The sequence below is a fragment of the Alistipes senegalensis JC50 genome (genome assembly GCF_025145645.1).
GTDB lineage: Bacteria > Bacteroidota > Bacteroidia > Bacteroidales > Rikenellaceae > Alistipes > Alistipes senegalensis.
Genome location: NZ_CP102252.1, coordinates 3,841,644 through 3,859,473, shown reverse-complemented (window position 1 = coordinate 3,859,473; position 17,830 = coordinate 3,841,644). Strand labels below are relative to the sequence as shown.

Genomic DNA, 17,830 nt, shown 5'->3' with positions numbered 1-17,830 from the left:
ATCCGAAGCGAAATAGTATCTTTGTGTTCATGAAGAACGTAATTGATCTCTTTTCCGAATTGGGGGCGCGTCTGCGCGGATTCGGCGACGACAATGCGACGCAGGCCGTTATGGAGGCTGCCTGCCGCGCTAACGGATGGTTTACGCCGGCCGATGTCCGCCGTGCCGTCGGGGCGATCGCCCGGGATATGCTGAGCCGTGAAAAGCTCGAAGCCTGGTTGGGGAACTACCCTGCCGTGCCGGTCGCCGTGCCGCGCCGCGTGTTGGTGGTCATGGCCGGGAACATTCCGCTCGTCGGTTTTTTCGACCTGTTGTGTACGGTCGTCAGCGGTCACCGCTGTCTGTTGAAACCCTCGGCCAAAGATACCGTGCTGATGGAGTATGTCGTCGGCCAGCTCCGGGACATCGACGCATCGGTGCCTGTGGAATTTTACGACGGAGTGTCGCCCGTCGATGCGGTGATCGCCACGGGCAGCGACAATGCCAACCGCTATTTCCGCGCCCGCTATGCCGGGATTCCCTCGCTGCTGCGGGGAAGCCGTCAGTCGGCTGCCGTGCTTTCGGGCGATGAAACGCCGGAGCAGCTGGCTGGATTGGCCGACGATATTTGGGCCTACTCCGGGTTGGGATGCCGCAGCGTGTCGCTGTTGTTCCTGCCCGAAGGATATGAACCGACGCTTCAGATGCCGGATGTAAACGACAAATACAAAAACAATTACCGTCAGACGCGGGCACTGCTCACGATGCAGGGACGGCCGTTCCGCGATCTGGGGGCTGCCGTGGCCGTCGAACAGCGGGATTTCCCGGCGGCTCTGAGTCAGATCTCCTACACGTATTACAAGACGCCGGACGAGGTCGCCGGATGGCTTGCGATGCACGACGACGAATTGCAGTGCATCGTCACCGAATGTCTCCCCCACAGCCGTCGCGCCGCTTTCGGATGCGCTCAGTCGCCCGCCCTGACCGATTATCCCGACGACCGGGATGTAATCGCGTGGCTGGCGGCGCTGAATTGAGAAAAAGTATTATATTTGCTGTACGGATAAAAAATAGATTACTGCGATGTCGATGGTTTTCCGATTCCGGATGTTGAGCGATGAGAACGACAATTTCGTGCGCGATTACGAGGTGCTGTACGATACGACGCTGCTCGATTTCCACAATTTCATCCTCCGATCGCTCGAATACGAGGATTGCATGGCTTCGTTTTTTACGGCCGACGACCGCTGGGAGAAACAGCGCGAATTTACCTTTATGGATATGGACGACGGCAGTGAGAACGCTCCGGTGGCTATGGAAAAGGTGACTTTGGGGCAGATCATTCACGACCGCCGCGACCGTCTGATCTATCTGTTCGACCTGTTCGGCGACCGGGCTTATTACTTGGAGCTGACCGGAGCTTACGAAGCCGACAAGGAAGCCTCCTACCCGCGTGAGATTTACGCCCAGGCCGAAGCTCCCGACCAGTACGACCCTTCGAAGAACCGTGTGGACGACGAAGGCTCGATCTTCGGCGAGATGATGAGCGATTTCAACGATTTCGAGGGCGACGACAACTACGACGATGCCTATTAAACGACTGCTGGTCGTGGTCGGTCCGACGGGTTCGGGCAAGACGGACCTGGGCATCCGTCTGGCGCTCCATTATGGCGCACCGATTCTTTCGACCGATTCGCGTCAGGTCTACCGGGGGATGCCGATCGGTACGGCACAGCCTTCTGTCGATCAGCTTCAAGCTGTTGAACATCATTTTATTGCCTCTCACGATCTGACGGACAACTTGAACTGCGGGGAGTATGAGGTGCAGGCCCTTGCGCGGCTCAAAGAACTCTTTGCAGACCATGATTGGGTCGTTGCCGTCGGCGGGTCGGGGCTCTATGTGAGGGCTCTGTGCGAAGGCATGGACGACCTGCCGCAGGCTGACGAACCGCTGCGGAGGAAGCTGGAGCACCGACTGGCGGAGGAGGGGCTCGGGGCGCTTGCCGAAGAACTCAGGGAACTGGACCCGGAGTATTGCCGGACCGCCGATCTCAATAATCCGGCGCGGGTGATGCGTGCGCTGGAGGTCTGTCTTCAGACCCATATGCCCTACTCCCGGCAGCGTACCGGGGAGCGCCGTCCGCGGCCGTTCGAAATCGTGAAGATCGGCATTGATCTGCCGCGCGACGTGCTTTACGACCGCATTAACCGCCGCGTGGATCGGATGTTGGCCGACGGGCTGGAAGCCGAAGCCCGGGCGTTGTATCCCTATCGGGAATTGAATGCGCTGAAAACGGTCGGTTACCGCGAATTTTTCGATTATTTCGACGGGCGCATCGGGTACGACGAGGCTGTGGAGCTGATCAAGCGCAATTCGCGGCGTTATGCCAAGCGGCAGCTCACGTGGTTCCGCCGTGACTCGGAGATCCGTTGGTTCGCACCCGACGACGATGCGGCGATAATCGCCTATGTCGGTTCGAAATAGGGAAAACGAGGAATTTCGGCCTGCCGCGGCGTTATGTTGCGGATGTTTTGGCAAATCGCAAATATTTTCGTACTTTTGCGTTCGTCTTTCGCTGAAAGATTGCGCCCGGATGGTGGAATCGGTAGACACGCCGGACTTAAAATCCTGTGGCCAGCAATGGCCGTGCCGGTTCGATCCCGGCTCCGGGTACATGGAAAATCGCTTAATTTGTTGATTATAGCAAGTTAAGCGATTTTTGTTTTGATGAAATTCCCCACGTTTTCCCCGCAGACAATTTTATCTTTTTGGAACGAAGTGTTAATGTATTACTGAATTTGACATTAAGGTATATAAAAAATGTAATAAATTCAGATTTTCACTATATTTGTCGCGTCAGATATCTATTGCAATATGAATTCAAAAGTATTATTTTCTGCCGTGTATCTGTTGGCGGCAGTACCGTCATCTGCACAAACGGATGCCCCTTGGTTTTTGTCCGCTTCCGATTCGCTATGCGGAGTCCGTCTGACAGAGATTTGTGCGGCAAGAGGTAAAATTCCCCCCCCCCTCCCGAAAAAAATCTGAAATAATCGTCGCCGTCATCGACGGCGGGTTCGATGTTTCGCATACGGCTCTTGCGGATTTCATCTGGACCAATCCACGCGAACAGGCTGCTAACGGCCGTGATGACGATAAAAACGGCTATGTAGACGACATTCACGGCTGGAATTTCCTCGGCAATGCTGTTGGAGAGAGTCTTCGAAGGGCCGGCACGGAACCTTTCCGGGAATACAAACGGCTTCGGCCTCGCTTCAAGGACGCTGATACAAGCCGCCTTACTCTTTCGGCAAAGGCCGAATATGCCTATTATAAGCAGATGGAACGGGCCGCCCGGCTCGATACCTACATCAAATTTACCGAATATCAGCGTATTCGTTCCGATGCTTTCCGCATTTGCGATTCATTGATGCGCCTGAAATACGGTGATCGAGAAACAACGGTCGCCGATTTTCAGCGTCTTGAATTGGCCGACACGACCGGGCTTGCGCTGCCTCTGTCGATTGCGGCTTCCACACCCGTTATGTTCACACCCGACATGCCGTGGCACGAAGCGCTGGAAAAGATCGACAGCGAATATCGTTTGTCCGCCGTACGTGTGGCCAGCCTCGATTCCCTGAATGACGATCCTCATATAAAATTGGGCAATCGCCCGGACGATTTCCGGAATTTCCGTTACGGAAACAATCTTATCGGCGACGATCCCTATCATGGGACGATGGTTGCCGGAGTGATTGCGGCGTGTGCGGCGACGGCCGGGGAGTTGCCGCGCCCGGTAAAGATCCTCTCCGTCCGTGCCATTCCCGAAGGCGATGAATACGACCGCGATGTAGCTGCGGCAATCCGTTATGCGGTGGATAACGGCGCAGAGGTGGTGAATATGAGTTTCGGCAAGTACCTATCGCCTCACCGGGATGAAGTACTGGCTGCGATGAAATATGCCCGGAGCAAGGACGTATTGCTGGTTATGGCCTCCGGCAACGACGGCGTCAATGTCGATGTCCGTCCGATATTTCCGACTTGCCGGGACACGAAAGGACGCCGTCTGGAAAACCAGATCGTCGTGGGGGCCTCGACGCCCGACGGACGGGTCGCTTCTTTCAGCAACTACGGAGCGGAAAATGTGGATCTGCTCGCCCCCGGAGAAAATGTACGATCGACCGCTCCCGAGGGCGGATACGATACGGCGCAGGGAACGAGTATCGCTGCGCCGATAGTTTCCGGTGTCGCAGCGGTCTTGCGGAGTTTCTATCCCGATCTTTCGGCTCGTGAGATACGGGAAATTCTGATTCGTACCGTTACGCATTTTCCGGCGGACGAGATGCCTGTTCCCGGGAAATCCGAAACTTCCCGCATGATCCAGGGGCGTCAGGTCTGTCTCGGTGGAGGGATTCTCAATGCGCAGGCGGCCATGAAAGAGGCGTCGAAAATCAGCAAATTCGGAGAGCGATGAAACGGTTGCTTGTATTTTTAACGGTATGGAGTCTTTATCCGCTCTGTGCTCAGGAATCCTATATGGCGCGGGCCGACCGCTTTTCGTCCGATTCGCTCGGTGGATTGATCCGTAACCAATATGTTTCGGTTCAGTGGATCGGCGAGGAGTGCCGTTGGTTCCATTATACGTCGGATGACGCCGATGCACGCCGTTATTGGTTGGTCGATACCCGCACCTGGCGGAAACGCCCGCTGTTCGACAGTTTCTCGATGACGCGGCAGTTGGCCGCATACGCCGATTCATCACGGATGCCGACCCCGAAGGAGTTACGGCTCTACGGCCTTGAATTCGATTCTTCCGATCCCCGCGGTTTTACGTTCGATTTCAATAAGCACCGGCTGCACTACGATGGCCGAAATGGCAAACTGAGCGAAAAGCCCCGGCAGGATGCTTCCCGCGGGAATCTTTTCTCGCGGGGCGACTATCGGCGCAGCTATTCCGCCGACAGCTCGTATTATGTTACGGCTGTCGGTCATGACCTCATGCTCTTTCGCGGAGATGGAAGCGACAGTGTACGGCTGACCCACGACGGGGAGCGCTATCATTCGTTCTCCACCGGCGGGAACAACGTCGTCGGGCCGGAGGCGCGCAGCTCCGCCATCGGCCGCTGGATGGGGAAAAGCCATTATTACCTGCTGGTGCGCGAAGACAAGCGCGAGGTGGAGGAGCTCACGCTGGTGGACAACCTCGCCCGACCGCGCCCCAAGGCTAAAAGCTACAAATTTCCCATGCCCGGCGATGAGCATGTCGTTCAATACGATGCCTGGCTGGTCGATGCCGACAGCATGTGCATTCGGAAACTCGACATCGCCCGCTGGCCCGATCAGAAAGTCGAAGTTCCCCGGTTCAGCATGATCGCTCATACGGACCGTTATGCCTGGCTCGTTAGTCGCAGCCGGACGTGCGACAGCGTGGAACTGTGCCGGGTCGATTTCGCGGCGCACCGTGTCGAGCCGATTATCCGCGAGGTGTGCAAACCGGCCCAGAATGACCAGCAATTTTGTTTCCATATCCTGAATGAAGGCCGCGATATCCTCTGGTGGTCGGAGCGAACGGGATACGGTCATTATTACCTGTACGATGGAAACGGACGCCTGCAAGGGGCCGTCACTTCGGGCGCATACGTCGCCGGAAAGATCGAACGTATCGATACGCTCGCCCGGACGATCGTCTACGAGGGTTACGGACGGGAATCGGGTGTCAATCCGCATTACCGCTTTTATTACAAAACCGGATTCAACGGCGGCGAGCCGGTTTTGCTCACTCCCGGAAACGGCGAACATTCGGTGGCATTCTCTCCCGACGGACGTTTCCTGACGGACACTTGGTCGCGTATGGATCGTGCCCCGCGGCATCAGGTCTGCGACATGAAAGGCCGCGGCCGTATCGAACTGGAGCCGTGCGACCTTTCGGAACTCTATGCCCGCGGATGGCACGAACCGGAAGTCGTCGAAGTGCTGGCTGCGGATTCCGTGACCCGGCTCTATGGCATCGTCTACCTTCCTTTCGACCGGGAACCCGGGCGGAAATACCCGATCATCAGCAATGTCTATCCCGGCCCCCATGTCGATCTGGTTCCGCAGGCCTTTACCTTGGATGACAACTACAATCAATCGCTCGCACAGCTGGGATTCGTCGTCATAAATTTCGCCTACCGCGGCAGCGGCCCCTGGCGCGGACGCGATTTCCATACGTTCGGCTACGGGAATCTGCGGGATTATGCTTTGGCCGACGACATGGCCGCGATCCGGCAGATTGCAGCCCGCTATCCTTGCGCCGATATTGAAAGAGTCGGAATTTACGGACATTCCGGAGGCGGTTTCATGACGGTCGCCGCCATGCTGAACCATCCGGAATTTTACAAGGTCGGGGTGGCTGCTTCGGGGAACCATGACAATAATATTTACTCCCAGTGGTGGGGCGAAACTTTCCACGGAGTAAAGCAGACCTGGGGGAAAGACGGGAAACCGCATTTCGAATGTCATATTCCGACCAACATCGAATTGGCCGACCGGCTGGCCGGACGGCTGCTGCTCATCACCGGAGACATGGACAACAATGTGCATCCGGCATCTACGGCCCGGCTGGCCGATGCGCTGATCCGGGCCCGCAAGCGTTTCGACATGACGGTCATTCCCGGAGCGGATCATGGTCTCGGGAACTCATATTATGTAAATCTGATCCGCTATTATTTTACGGAACATCTTCTCGGGTTGCCTCAGCAGGAGATCGATATAGTCAAACACAACTAATGGATAATGCGTATGAAGCAAACTTTAAGAAATTTTTTACCATTCGTATTTACGTCATTGTTACTTGTAACGATACTTCCTGCCGTCGCTGCTTCTGAGAGCGAGGGGAACAAACATCCGGTGTGGGGTACGGTCAAGGATGCGAATGGTGTACCGCTTGTCGGTGTGTCCGTGGTTGTCGTAGGAACGCATTCCGGTGTGAATACTGATATTAAGGGTACGTTCCGGATCATAGTTGCCGACGGCGCTACGTTGCGATTCTCATACATTGGTTATGAACCGCAGGAACTCAAGATAAAGCCTGATCGGGTCGGTTATGATATAACGCTCAAGGAGCAGTCCACGGACATCGGACAAGTCGTCGTGACAGGCTTTGCCAAAACTGAGATTCGCAAAAGCACCGGTTCGGTTGCCGTGATTGAAGGAAAAGATCTCAAGACTTCGCCTTTGGAGGGAGTAGACAAACTGTTGCAGGGCAAACTGGCCGGAGTGAGCGTGCAATCCGTATCCGGCCGTCCGGGCGAAGCCGTGAAGATCCGCATTCGCGGAACGAGCACCATCACGGGCAATGCCGAACCGCTGTGGGTCATTGACGGCGTACCGATGCAGAAGGAGGTCCCGACACCTCCTGTTTCCAACACGCAGATTCGCTCCGGAGACTTTTCGAATATTTTTGCTACGGGCATCGGTGGGATCAATCCTAACGACATCGAGTCGATCTCCGTGTTGAAGGACGCTGCCGCTGCCGCAATTTACGGATCTCAGGCTGCCGGCGGTGTGATCGTGGTAACGACCAAACGCGGCAAGTCGGGACCTACGCACGTCAACTATTCGGGAACCGTATCCATTCAGACGCGGCCTGTACGGTCTGCCAATTTGATGAACTCACGCGAGAAACTGGCCTGGGAGCAGGAATTATGGGACGAATTTGCAGCTGCCGGTTATGCGAATAATCTTCAGGATGGCAAAAGTTACTATCCGGTTGTGGGTATCGTGGGCATGATTCGTTCGGGATACGGCAAATATAAGGGATTGAGCGTCGCAGAGCAGAATGCCAGGATTGCGGAACTGGGCAGCCATACGACAGACTGGTTCGAGGAACTGTTCCGGACGACAGTTTCCACAAGCCACTATCTCTCCATTTCGGGAGGTAATCCCAAAATGGCCTATTATCTCTCAATGGGATATGGTAACGATCAGGGCATTGTGTTGAAAAACTCGTACGACCGTTACAATTTCAACGGCAAGATTGATGTAACACCGAACAGAGTCGTATCGTTCGGTATCAGTACGGATTTCTCCTATCAGACATCCAAGGCACCGTCGAGTAATGTAGATATGTTCAAATACGCCTATTTCGCCAATCCTTATGAACGTCCTTACAATGACGACGGTTCCTATCGGGCTGACGAGACTTATTTTTCCTTGAGTGAAATCAATGGAAGCTATACGGTAGCGCTTCCCGAAAACGGATTCAACCTGATGCGGGAGATCAATGAGACTTCGGCCAAGAGTACCAGCGGAAACTTCACACTGACGGGAAATACGACGGTCAATATCACCAAGGATCTGAAGTTCGTGGGTCTGGCGTCGTTCTCCTATATTTCGGATCACGGGGAGAATATCAATGGAAAGAATACCTATGCGGCATGGATGGACCGGCCGTTCGAAAACAATACGACGACTTCGAAACGAATCTATGGTTCCATTTATCAGACTTCGACATACAATACCAATTATATGTTACGGGGACATTTCGCCTATGGACATACTTTCAACGAAATACATCGGCTCAATGTGCTGGCCGGAGCGCAGATCAGCCGGAATTACGCCAAGACGATTTTTACCAAACGTTACGGCTACGACCCCGTTACGGGCAACCACTCGACGCCGCTTTATCCTGCGAGCGGAAACAATTCGGTGATCGATTACGATAAACTTGTCAGTTTCGGGAAGACCCTCGATAATTCCACCGGGCAAGCTATTACGGAAAACGCTATGGCCTCGTTCTACGGTACGATCGACTATATCCTGCTCAACCGCTATGTTTTCAATGCCTCGGTAAGATCCGACGGATCGAATAATTTCGGCAGCAAGGAGCAGTTCAATGCTACCTGGTCGGCAGGTTTTTCTTGGAATATAGACGAAGAGTCGTGGATGAAAGGGAAAATCTCGGATGTGATCAGTTCGATGACGCTCCGTTTGGCCACGGGTTATACGGGCGGTGTCAATAAGTCGGTCTATCCGGTAATCATCATGAAATACGATAACACGTTTCGAATTTCCGATACGGATTCCTACCGGATGGGGACCATTTCGAATGCCCCGAATCCGCATCTGAGCTGGGAGAAGACCTGGGATATCAAAGCGGGTCTGGACATCGGATTTTTCAAGGATCGTTTGCGATTGCAGGTCGAAGCATACAACCGTAAAGGATACGATCTCGTGACTTCTTCGCGCGTGAATTCGGCAGTCGGATTTATTTCGCAGGGATATAATACATCCGAACAGGTGAACCGGGGCGTCGAGTTCACTTTGGGGGCGACGATTCTGCGTTATAAGGATTTTGCGTGGAATTTTACTGCCAATGTGGCTTACAATATGAACAAACTGACCAAATACGTGTCGCCCAACAGCGGTATCTATGGTCAGTATTATGTAGGTTATCCCCAGGGGATGATCATCACGGGCAAGAGTATGGGCATCGATCCATCGACGGGATTCTACAATTACGAACTGCGTCCCGATGCGAAAATAAACGAAGTCGCGGACTACCGGAACATGCAAAACTATCTTTTCTATGTAGGTACATCGACGGCTCCCTGGACGGGCGGGTTCAATACGTCCGTTCGTTACAAGGGGCTTACGCTCAGTATGAACGGTGCGTTTTCGTTGAACGGCAAAGTGCTGAACGATATCGTATCCCCCGCATCCTACAGTTCGGTGAGTGACCGGAATATGACCGGTGTGGATAAGGAGCCCATTCCCAACTCCAAATACGACCTTTATGTCAACCATCTCAATGTCGTGCGTGATGTAACCTATCGCTGGACTCCGGATAATCCTGTTACGGACGGTTATCCGCGTCTGATCGACATATACGGAGGGCGCCTTTACGATCAGAACGGCAATCTTATCGCCCAGAGTCTTCCTTCCGAATCAAGAGTTACGAACTGTCTGTTGCTGGAGAATGTTTCTTATTTGAAAATCAGTTCCCTGACATTGCTTTACGACCTTCCCGGCGCGTGGGTGAAGAAACTTCACATGCAAAATTGCAGCGTGTCGTTTACGATGAACAATCTGGCGACGTTCACGAATTACTCGGGGCTGGACCCTGAAACTCCCGGTGCGGTGTACCCGCAATGCCGCTCCTATTCGATCGGACTTTCGATCGGATTTTAATTCCGAAACGGTAATTTCAAAACAGAGAGTATGAAAAAGACATTCACAGTGATTGCACTCGTGTTATTAGCCGTATCCTGCAACCGCTATTTGGATATAAAACCTTACGGACAGACCATCCCCGAAACAGCCGAGGAATTTTCAGCGTTGCTCCATGCGCATCTCGACGAGATCGATTACGGAGAGGAGGTCGTGATGGGCGACGGATTGGAAATGGCCGATTTGGAGTGTTATGCCGATAACCTGGCTGCTAATCTGACTCAATATCCCGGAGGAAATTATATTTCGCTTTACATAGGAGAGCAACTTTCCGCTAAGCAAACTCTGTATACGAATCTTTATGCGGTGATTCGGGATTGCAACATCATAATCGGTTATCTCGAAGACCGGAGCAGCCGGCTCGGGATGGACGTGCTCGGTACGGCGTATGCCCTTCGCGGTATCTGCTATTATAATTTGCTGCGCAACTTCTGTCAGGCTTGCAATCCGGATAATCCGGGGCCTGGTGTACCGTTGGTTACAGAATTTGATATGGAGGCGAAGCCTACTCGCAGTACTTATAACCAGACCGTCAAACGGATCGAAGAGGATTTGAATAAAGCGATCGAATACGACATTCAGGATGAGATCTACCGCTTCAATTCCGATGTCGCCAAAGGCTATCTGGCCCGGCTCTATTTCTGGACACAGCAGTATCGTTTGGCAGCTCAGTATGCCTCGGAGTTATTGGAAAAATATCCGTTGCTCGATGCGGAACCTTACAAGGCGATGATCGGGGAACAGATGGCCAAGAGTGGCAACATGATCTTCAAGGCACAGATTTATGCTGGATCTTCGGAATCTACAGCGCTGACGAATTCAAAGAATTATTTGAAAAACAGACCTTGTTCCCGCCGGTTTTACGATCTTTTCGCCGAAAAGGAAAGAGATGTGCGTTTCGCGCTGTCGATCGATGCCAAAAGACTGCCGGCTAAGAACCTGCTTTCCTGCCTGCGAAGCGCTGAATTGCAGTTGATTCTGGCTGAGAGTTATTATCATAGCGATGAACCCGAAAAGGCCCTTGCTGCTTTGAACGAACTGCGACGAAAGCGCATTGCCGATGTCTCGGACTACACGATGCAGACTCTGCCTCCGGTCGATCACGACGATTTGATTCAGGTCGATGCCAAGGGAAATGCGCTGACTCCGCTGCTGTATGCTATTCATTGCGAACGCCGCAAGGAACTTTTCCTTGAAGGAGATCGCTGGTACGAACTCAAACGTAACGGATGTCCGGAGTTCTGGGTCGCCAAGCAGGGACTGAAATACACGACTTATTCCTGGATGTATACTTTCCCGCTTTACGCTCCCGATATTCAATTGGTCGAGGGGTTGGAGCAAAATCCGGGGTACGATAAAATGGAATAAAAGAATCAGGATTATGAACAATACGATGAAAAGACGAATGATTGCGTTTGTCGCAGCGATTGCGGCTGTTGTGTCGCTGAGTGGCTGTGATGACAACTATGATGAGACGCCGCCTTTGGCTAAGGATTATTTGACGAAATACATTATGCCCGACGGTGTATTTCTCGGGAATGAGGATTGGGCGCAGATCGCAAGCGAAGAAGATGAATATGAAGCCTTTCTGGAAGGTTCGAAATAACTGTTGAACAAACCTTTATTAATTAAAACTTTGGTTATGAGAAAATTTTTATTTGCATTGCTCGCAGCGCCGCTGTTATTCGGCGCTTGTTCGGATGACAACGATGATTCGACGCCTACGCTTTCTTTTGCGAAGCCGGTGCTCGCGCTTTCGACAGGTTCCGTAACACTGGATCTGCAAGTCTCCGGTGTCGATTTATCATCGCTTGCGTCGCCCGTCACCGTTCCCGTTGCTTTCTCGGGTACGGCTGTCAAGGGTTCCGAGTATTCCGTATCGGCCGAACAATTCATATTGGGAGGTAACAATCAGTCGCTTTCGATTACGGTAACGGCTTTGGACAACTACGACGAAGCCAAGGAAATCGTTGCGACGTTGGGCTCGGTGGCTGACTTTATCCCCGGGAAAAATGCCACGGCGAAGATCAGTCTGGGAGTGAAAGGTAAAATTATGTATTCCTTCTCTGTCAAATCCATGACCATGGGTGAGACCGGTTCCGTTCAGTTGGATCTTTATACGGCTACGGGGGCAAAATATACTGCGGAGCAGGATATCGTCATTCCCATTGAGATCGCCGAAGGTTCGACGGCTGTCGAGAATACCAATTTTACGTTCGAGGGGGCTAAACAACTGGTTGTCGCTCAGGGTAAAAGTTCAGGTGCCATTACCCTTAAAGCCGGCACGCTGGAAACCGGAAAAGACAAGGTCGTTCTGAAAACCGGACTGGAGAACAACAAAGGATTCGTCCGGGGACAGTATAACGAGATTACCGTAACGATTTTCGGATCGTATTTCAGCAAACTGGAAGGTACATGGAAAATGAGTGCCGAAGGTAATTATGATCCTATGGAGTATGCCAATCTGAATGGAAGCAGTTCTGAATACGACAAACCTACGTTCGACGCCGATATGGCTGCTTTACCCGCATATAATGCAAAGGACCGGTTGATTTTCACGGAAGAGGGTCTTACGACCTCGCTTGAATCGACCTTGAAAAACTTCTTCCGGGAGAATTCGGGTATCTCGAATGGTGGCGAATTTACATTATACAGCATGTCGGGGAAAATTCCGGTTCAATTAATCCTTCTGGATAATGTAAATCGCTATTTTTCTGCAATAGAGCAGAGTCAAGATACAGAAGCTTATATTGGAGTCCGTTTTAAGGATGGAGATGCCAATAAAATGGAGATGTATTTTATTGATTTTGATTCAAAATCATTTTTGATTGATAAATTGTATTACGAAGAAAATAAACCGACCGCTCAATATTATCCTTATATTTCCTTTACATTCGAGCGAGAGACTGAATAAGTCAGCCTTTTTCGTTATAACAAGGGACTGTCTAATAAGTCCCTGAAATTGAAATCACCCTCGTCAGAGCTTGTTCTGGCGAGGGTGAAATCATTAAACCGGACTTGTTAGATAGTCTCTTGTTATATTTATTTTACTTATGCTTTGTATTGATTTACCAGTGCTCTTAAAGTTTCTTCTCTTATAAGACCGACTGCTTTGGCAACAATTTTATTATTTTTAATAATTAGAGTGGTAGGTAATGTGTTTACACCGTATTTTGTTGCAATATCTTCTCCTGCTTGATCGATGTCAATACGTCCAAAATGACATTCTTTATTTGTATAATCATTTGCAACTTTTTCAAATATTAAGCGATACCTCTTACATGGACCATTCCATGGGGCTGTAAAATACATCACCAATACCCCAGGTCCCTCTGTTGACCAGAATTCAACTTCACCCTCGGTCAGGAGGTTAAATACGGCTACTCGTGTTTGTGCCAAAGGACTCATATTGCGAAATAATTCGAGTAATTGCGAATTTGTCAATGGTATTGACACGTGTTCGATTGTAGTGGTTTCGGCTTCTAAAAATGTTGACTGGTTTGCAAATTTCGGTTCTTCGACCTTGCAAGATACGAGGTATAGAATAATCCCTAACAATAAGACAAGTTTCTTCATAAATTGAAAAAATTAAAATAATTATTTGACTTTATAGCTTTCTATTAATTCTGTTAGTGCTTTTTCACTCAATATTTCCACAAAGGTAGCCACAACCTCTCCATTTTTAATTATAATAGTTGTAGGAATTTTAGCAACATTGAATAGTTCTGCCAGTTCTGGAGATTCATCCACATCAACTTCCAAGAAACGACATACACTGGCAGTGTATTTTTCTGATACTTTATGATAAATGGGCTTATACATTTTACATGGTCCACTCCATGTCGCTGTAAAACAGACAGCAACCAGAGAAGTATTCAAATAGCTCTTAAATTCTTCTAAACTGCTTACTAAAACAACCGCACGAGTCTGTACAGTAGTTAATGTGTTATACAACCCAATAATTTGTGCGTCGGTTAACGGAATACATACATGCTCAATGTTGGACTCTGTAGTCGTTAATTGAGAGTCGGCATTTTTCTCTATTTTACAAGAGGAAAAAAATAGAGATTACCATAATAAAAGAAATAATTTTTTTCATAAAGCGTTAATTTTATTAACATTCTAAATGTATGAAAATAAAATGAAAAATACAATAGAATGGAAAAATATTTTTCCTGCCACCCAAAATCGATCCGAATACAAACTTTAACACAGTTTGATTTACACCCCACCTACTGTTGAAATCGAGATTATTGAATCTGGAATTATTTTAATTTTGTTGTCGCAATATCTCAGCATCGTCGAGTAGTTTTTTCGCTTTCCGCTCCTTAACAGTCGCCTGCTCCAACCGTTCAGCCTGACGCCTTACGGCTTCTTCGTAGCGTTCGACTTGGTTTCGGACGGTATCGCGGAGGTTTCTATACTGTTCGTCCCAAAATACCGTTTCCAATTCCATCAGCTCCTTTTCGCCGATTTTCCCGCACATCTTCACGTAACGGTATTTCAGATCGTTGGTAGCTAACTGACGATTATTCTCCGAGATTCGGTAGATGAATGCAGCTTGCAGGAAAATACATCCAAGCATGGCGAACATCGTCAGAAATGTTTTCGAGGATTTAATGTCGAGCGTATAAGTATGTCGATGCTCCTGCACGGGCAGGGCGCCGGGCCTTTTCAATGCTTCGACGGCCTGCCCGACCTGCTCGATCAATGTATGCGTTTGCTGGGTCTCGTGGTTGATTGTCCCCAGTTTGCCCGCTAACTGCGCCAGCAACGCGTTGTATCTGTCGGTAAATTCCTGCATCTGCTCGGTTTTTGCTCCGGACAAGGCCGTATTCCGTTGCAGTTGTTCGAGCTGCTGTGCGATCTGCCCTTGCGAGCGTTCCGCAGCCTCTATCAGCCGTTCGATCCGTTCCAGCTGCGTATTCTCCCAACCTGCGTTTCCTGTGCCGCCTGCTTTGGCGTTTTTGATGGCTTTGACAAGTGTTTCCTTGAGGTCTTCATACATTTCGATCGAGAGGTCGATCTTATTTTCGTTGTTCATGATTTTCCGGTTTTAAGGTTATATTTTCATTTTGGCTCTTCTTTTCTGTTCTTCGAGCCTGCGGCGACGTTCCATCGCGGCGATGGCCATTGCTTCGGCTGCGGCGTTGAGCAGCGCCGTGATTCGTGCTATATGCTCTTCGGGACTTTCTCCCGGCTTGCGCTGTAACTGCTCGGCGGACACTCCGACGGGCGAACCGGCAGGCGGCAGCGGAATCCCGCCTGCCTTTCCGAGGTTTACCGATGGTAGCTCTTCGCGCGCACTGCCGCCGCCTCTGCCCATGTTGCCGAATAACCCGGCAAATGCCGAACGGTAATTGCCTGCCGCCGCCGAGAGGTTCCCGAAGAGCGTTGCCCGGTGTTGGATTTGTTGCTGCACGTGGGTAATATGCTGGTCGAGTTTCGTAAAGCTGAAAGCCCGGTCAATCTTCGATCCGGAGAACTCGAAACCGTTTTTCGAGAAGAGGACACCCTGCTTGCGGTTGGTATTTCCGCAATACTTGTAACGGATGCCGATGCCCTGTTTTTCCAGTTGCTTCTCCAGCCCTTTCCATCCGGCGCATCGGGGCAGACACCTTTTGATCGCATCGTGGATTTCGTATCTGGTCTTGTCGGGTTCGCGCAGCCGCTCCCGCCGTACGTCGTCCTTTCCCGGTGCGAGATACAATCCGTACTTCTCGGTCAGCTCCCTGCATACCTTGGCGTTTCGGAGCTTGATGTTCTTGTCCGAAATGGTCTGTCCGTCATTTCCGACCCGGTTGTAGACCAGATGACAGTGCGGATGGGGCTGGTCGAGGTGGCGAACCAATAGATACTGCGTATCGGTAATGCCCATTTTCTGCATGTACTCCTTTGCGATCTGCGTCATCAGGGCGTCGGTCATCCGCGGAGCGTCCTTGGGTGAGAAAGACAGCGAGATATGCCCGACGGTGTTTTTCAGCCGCGGGTTCAATAAGGTCTGGTCTTTGAAGTCCTGCACCATGTCCTTCACTTCCGGAGGCATAATTCCTTCGGCTTCCAAGATCCGGGATTCTTCTTTCATCACGTAGCCTACCGTCCCCGAAAAAGACGATCCCGATATTACCTTACCGACCATCGCATATCTGTTTCAGGAGTTTTTCGATGGCCGTGACGATCGCCGCATGCCGTACCCTGACAGCCGCCAGACCTTTGGCATTGGCCAGCCGGGTCAGTTGGTTCAGGTTGCGGGCAATGCCTTTGAGTTGGGCCATGAAATCCAGTTGTTCGCGGGTGATCCGTGCTCTTACCGTTCCTCGGTCGATCAGCTGGCGCAGGACTTCGGCAGGCGGTTGTCCTGCTTCGCGGCAGAGGGCCGAGAATCGGAGTTTCCGTTCGGGGCTGAGCCGCGTGCTGACGACGTATTTGCGGATGCGGCCGATACTGACTTTCGGGCGTCCGCCTTGTTTGCCGTATGTTTTTTTCGGTGTTTCCATGATAAGTGGTTTGTAAGCATTTTTTTTCAGACCAGCGGGATTTTACGCCGACCAGCGGGGAAGGCGGAGTTTTCGTCTACGAAAACACAACCTTGCCTTTCTTAAATCTTTACCCCTTTCCGACGCGGTGGTTCAATTTCCGCCGTTTCCGCTTTCAGGGCTTGCAGATTATTCCGAAGAGTCTGAACGGCCTTTGTTTCGGGGGCGTTCTTCTGTGTCGAAGGCTTTTGTGTTCGGTCTTTTATGCGGGCGGTCAGATAGTCATTTACGTCCTTGTGCCCGCTGTAAAAATGCCTTTGGTCGATTACCTCGCTGCGGGGGCAAAGACGGATCAGATCGGAGGTCGTTTTACGCCCGGCTTCGTCGTTGTCAAAGAAGGCGTGAATCACCGGATGCCGGGAGAGAAACGGGATGGCTTTGGGCAGGTTGACGACCGAGTTCAGAACCGTGGCGTCGATGCGCAGTCGTTCGGGATGTTTCAGCGAGAGATATGCGAGGAAATCCATAAATCCCTCGAAAGCGATTACCGTATCGGAACGGTTGTCGATGGTGGTGATATGTTTGGGCGAGGAGCCGCCTTTGAACCGTGCGGAGCGGAGCTCCCACCCTTCGGCATCGTTGCGGAACCCGACGGCGAAAAAGGCGCGGCCGTTTACCTCGTAGCGAACTTCGCGGCAGAATGCTGCGGCGACCGACGGGACGATGCCGCGCGAGGCGAGATAACCGACCAATGCCGGATGCCGGAGCGAAGCGTCGGAGAGGATGCGGAACGTGGGGACGGCGGCCGGACGCACGATCGGCGATGCCCCGCCAACGACAGGACGTAGGCAAATACCCGGTGAAAGAGAAGCGGAACCGGCGTCCCTTTTTTCACTGTTTTGCAGCCGTCGGATCGCCTCGCGGCTGTCGCACCGCTCCAACCGCATCATGAGGGTGCGTAGCGTGCCGCCTTCGCCCAGTCCGAAATCGTACCAGAGATTTCGCACGTAGTCCACTTTGAAACTCGGCGTGCGTTCTTCCCGCAAGGGTGAAAGATACATGCCGTAGCCGTTGCGTTCGTATTTGGGCTGAATGCCCCGCCGTGCGAGGAATTGCCTGATGCTGATATTTTTCAAATCATTCATCATTTTTTGTTTTTTGAAGT

General features: G+C 51.5%; 15 protein-coding genes and 1 tRNA gene. 10 read left to right on the top strand and 6 right to left on the bottom strand.

The genetic code is table 11. The annotated features are described in order from the left end of the window. The first annotated feature begins 29 nt into the window (after positions 1-29). The 10 genes from NQ519_RS15420 to NQ519_RS15375 all read left to right on the top strand — a co-directional run bounded on the left by NQ519_RS15420 (position 30) and on the right by NQ519_RS15375 (position 13,103). Positions 30-1,016, top strand: a complete 987-nt coding sequence (locus tag NQ519_RS15420) for an acyl-CoA reductase (protein ID WP_019150263.1) — start codon at positions 30-32, stop codon at positions 1,014-1,016. Positions 1,017-1,062: 46 nt separating this feature from the next. Further along, positions 1,063-1,575 carry an IS1096 element passenger TnpR family protein gene (locus NQ519_RS15415; RefSeq protein ID WP_019150264.1) on the top strand — a complete coding sequence of 171 codons (513 nt, stop codon included), beginning with the start codon at positions 1,063-1,065 and terminating at the stop codon, positions 1,573-1,575. Next, complete coding sequence (miaA, locus tag NQ519_RS15410; protein ID WP_019150265.1) at positions 1,565-2,464, top strand: tRNA (adenosine(37)-N6)-dimethylallyltransferase MiaA; 900 nt, start codon at positions 1,565-1,567, stop codon at positions 2,462-2,464. Before NQ519_RS15415 ends, miaA begins: the two co-directional genes overlap by 11 nt. A gap of 103 nt (positions 2,465-2,567) precedes the next feature. Further along, a tRNA-Leu gene (locus tag NQ519_RS15405) sits at positions 2,568-2,653 on the top strand. Positions 2,654-3,320: 667 nt separating this feature from the next. Then, complete coding sequence (locus tag NQ519_RS15400) at positions 3,321-4,454, top strand: S8 family serine peptidase (protein WP_227901074.1); 1,134 nt, start codon at positions 3,321-3,323, stop codon at positions 4,452-4,454. Continuing rightward, on the top strand, positions 4,451-6,748 hold the full coding sequence (locus NQ519_RS15395; RefSeq protein WP_227901075.1) for a S9 family peptidase: 2,298 nt from the start codon (positions 4,451-4,453) through the stop codon (positions 6,746-6,748). Before NQ519_RS15400 ends, NQ519_RS15395 begins: the two co-directional genes overlap by 4 nt. Positions 6,749-6,760: 12 nt before the next feature. Continuing rightward, positions 6,761-10,150 carry a SusC/RagA family TonB-linked outer membrane protein gene (locus NQ519_RS15390; protein WP_026076423.1) on the top strand — a complete coding sequence of 1,130 codons (3,390 nt, stop codon included), beginning with the start codon at positions 6,761-6,763 and terminating at the stop codon, positions 10,148-10,150. Positions 10,151-10,180: 30 nt separating this feature from the next. Further along, a complete protein-coding gene (locus NQ519_RS15385; protein WP_019150269.1) occupies positions 10,181-11,557 on the top strand; it encodes a RagB/SusD family nutrient uptake outer membrane protein in 1,377 nt (458 codons plus the stop codon). A gap of 13 nt (positions 11,558-11,570) precedes the next feature. Next, positions 11,571-11,795: a hypothetical protein gene (locus NQ519_RS15380; protein ID WP_015548030.1), complete on the top strand. Its 225-nt coding sequence runs from the start codon at positions 11,571-11,573 to the stop codon at positions 11,793-11,795. Positions 11,796-11,831: 36 nt separating this feature from the next. Further along, entirely contained in the window at positions 11,832-13,103 is a 1,272-nt protein-coding gene (locus tag NQ519_RS15375; RefSeq protein WP_026076424.1) for a hypothetical protein, read from the top strand. A gap of 137 nt (positions 13,104-13,240) precedes the next feature. Here the strand turns inward: NQ519_RS15375 and NQ519_RS15370 are convergent, their stop codons facing one another. The 6 genes from NQ519_RS15370 to NQ519_RS15345 form a co-directional block, all read right to left on the bottom strand. Next, complete coding sequence (locus tag NQ519_RS15370) at positions 13,241-13,765, bottom strand: thioredoxin family protein (protein ID WP_083810264.1); 525 nt, start codon at positions 13,763-13,765, stop codon at positions 13,241-13,243. Between the two features lie 21 nt (positions 13,766-13,786). Next, the gene (locus tag NQ519_RS15365) at positions 13,787-14,143 is read right to left on the bottom strand and encodes a thioredoxin family protein (RefSeq protein WP_147513160.1); all 357 of its coding nucleotides are present in this window, start codon (positions 14,141-14,143) and stop codon (positions 13,787-13,789) included. Between the two features lie 316 nt (positions 14,144-14,459). Further along, positions 14,460-15,233, bottom strand: a complete 774-nt coding sequence (locus NQ519_RS15360) for a hypothetical protein (protein WP_019150272.1) — start codon at positions 15,231-15,233, stop codon at positions 14,460-14,462. A gap of 18 nt (positions 15,234-15,251) precedes the next feature. Then, positions 15,252-16,328: a relaxase/mobilization nuclease domain-containing protein gene (locus tag NQ519_RS15355; RefSeq protein ID WP_227901076.1), complete on the bottom strand. Its 1,077-nt coding sequence runs from the start codon at positions 16,326-16,328 to the stop codon at positions 15,252-15,254. Continuing rightward, positions 16,318-16,686, bottom strand: a complete 369-nt coding sequence (locus NQ519_RS15350; protein ID WP_015546164.1) for a MobC family plasmid mobilization relaxosome protein — start codon at positions 16,684-16,686, stop codon at positions 16,318-16,320. Before NQ519_RS15350 ends, NQ519_RS15355 begins: the two co-directional genes overlap by 11 nt. A 101-nt stretch (positions 16,687-16,787) precedes the next feature. Further along, positions 16,788-17,813, bottom strand: coding sequence for a toprim domain-containing protein (locus NQ519_RS15345; protein WP_019150275.1), 1,026 nt, complete (start codon positions 17,811-17,813; stop codon positions 16,788-16,790). Positions 17,814-17,830: the final 17 nt, after the last annotated feature.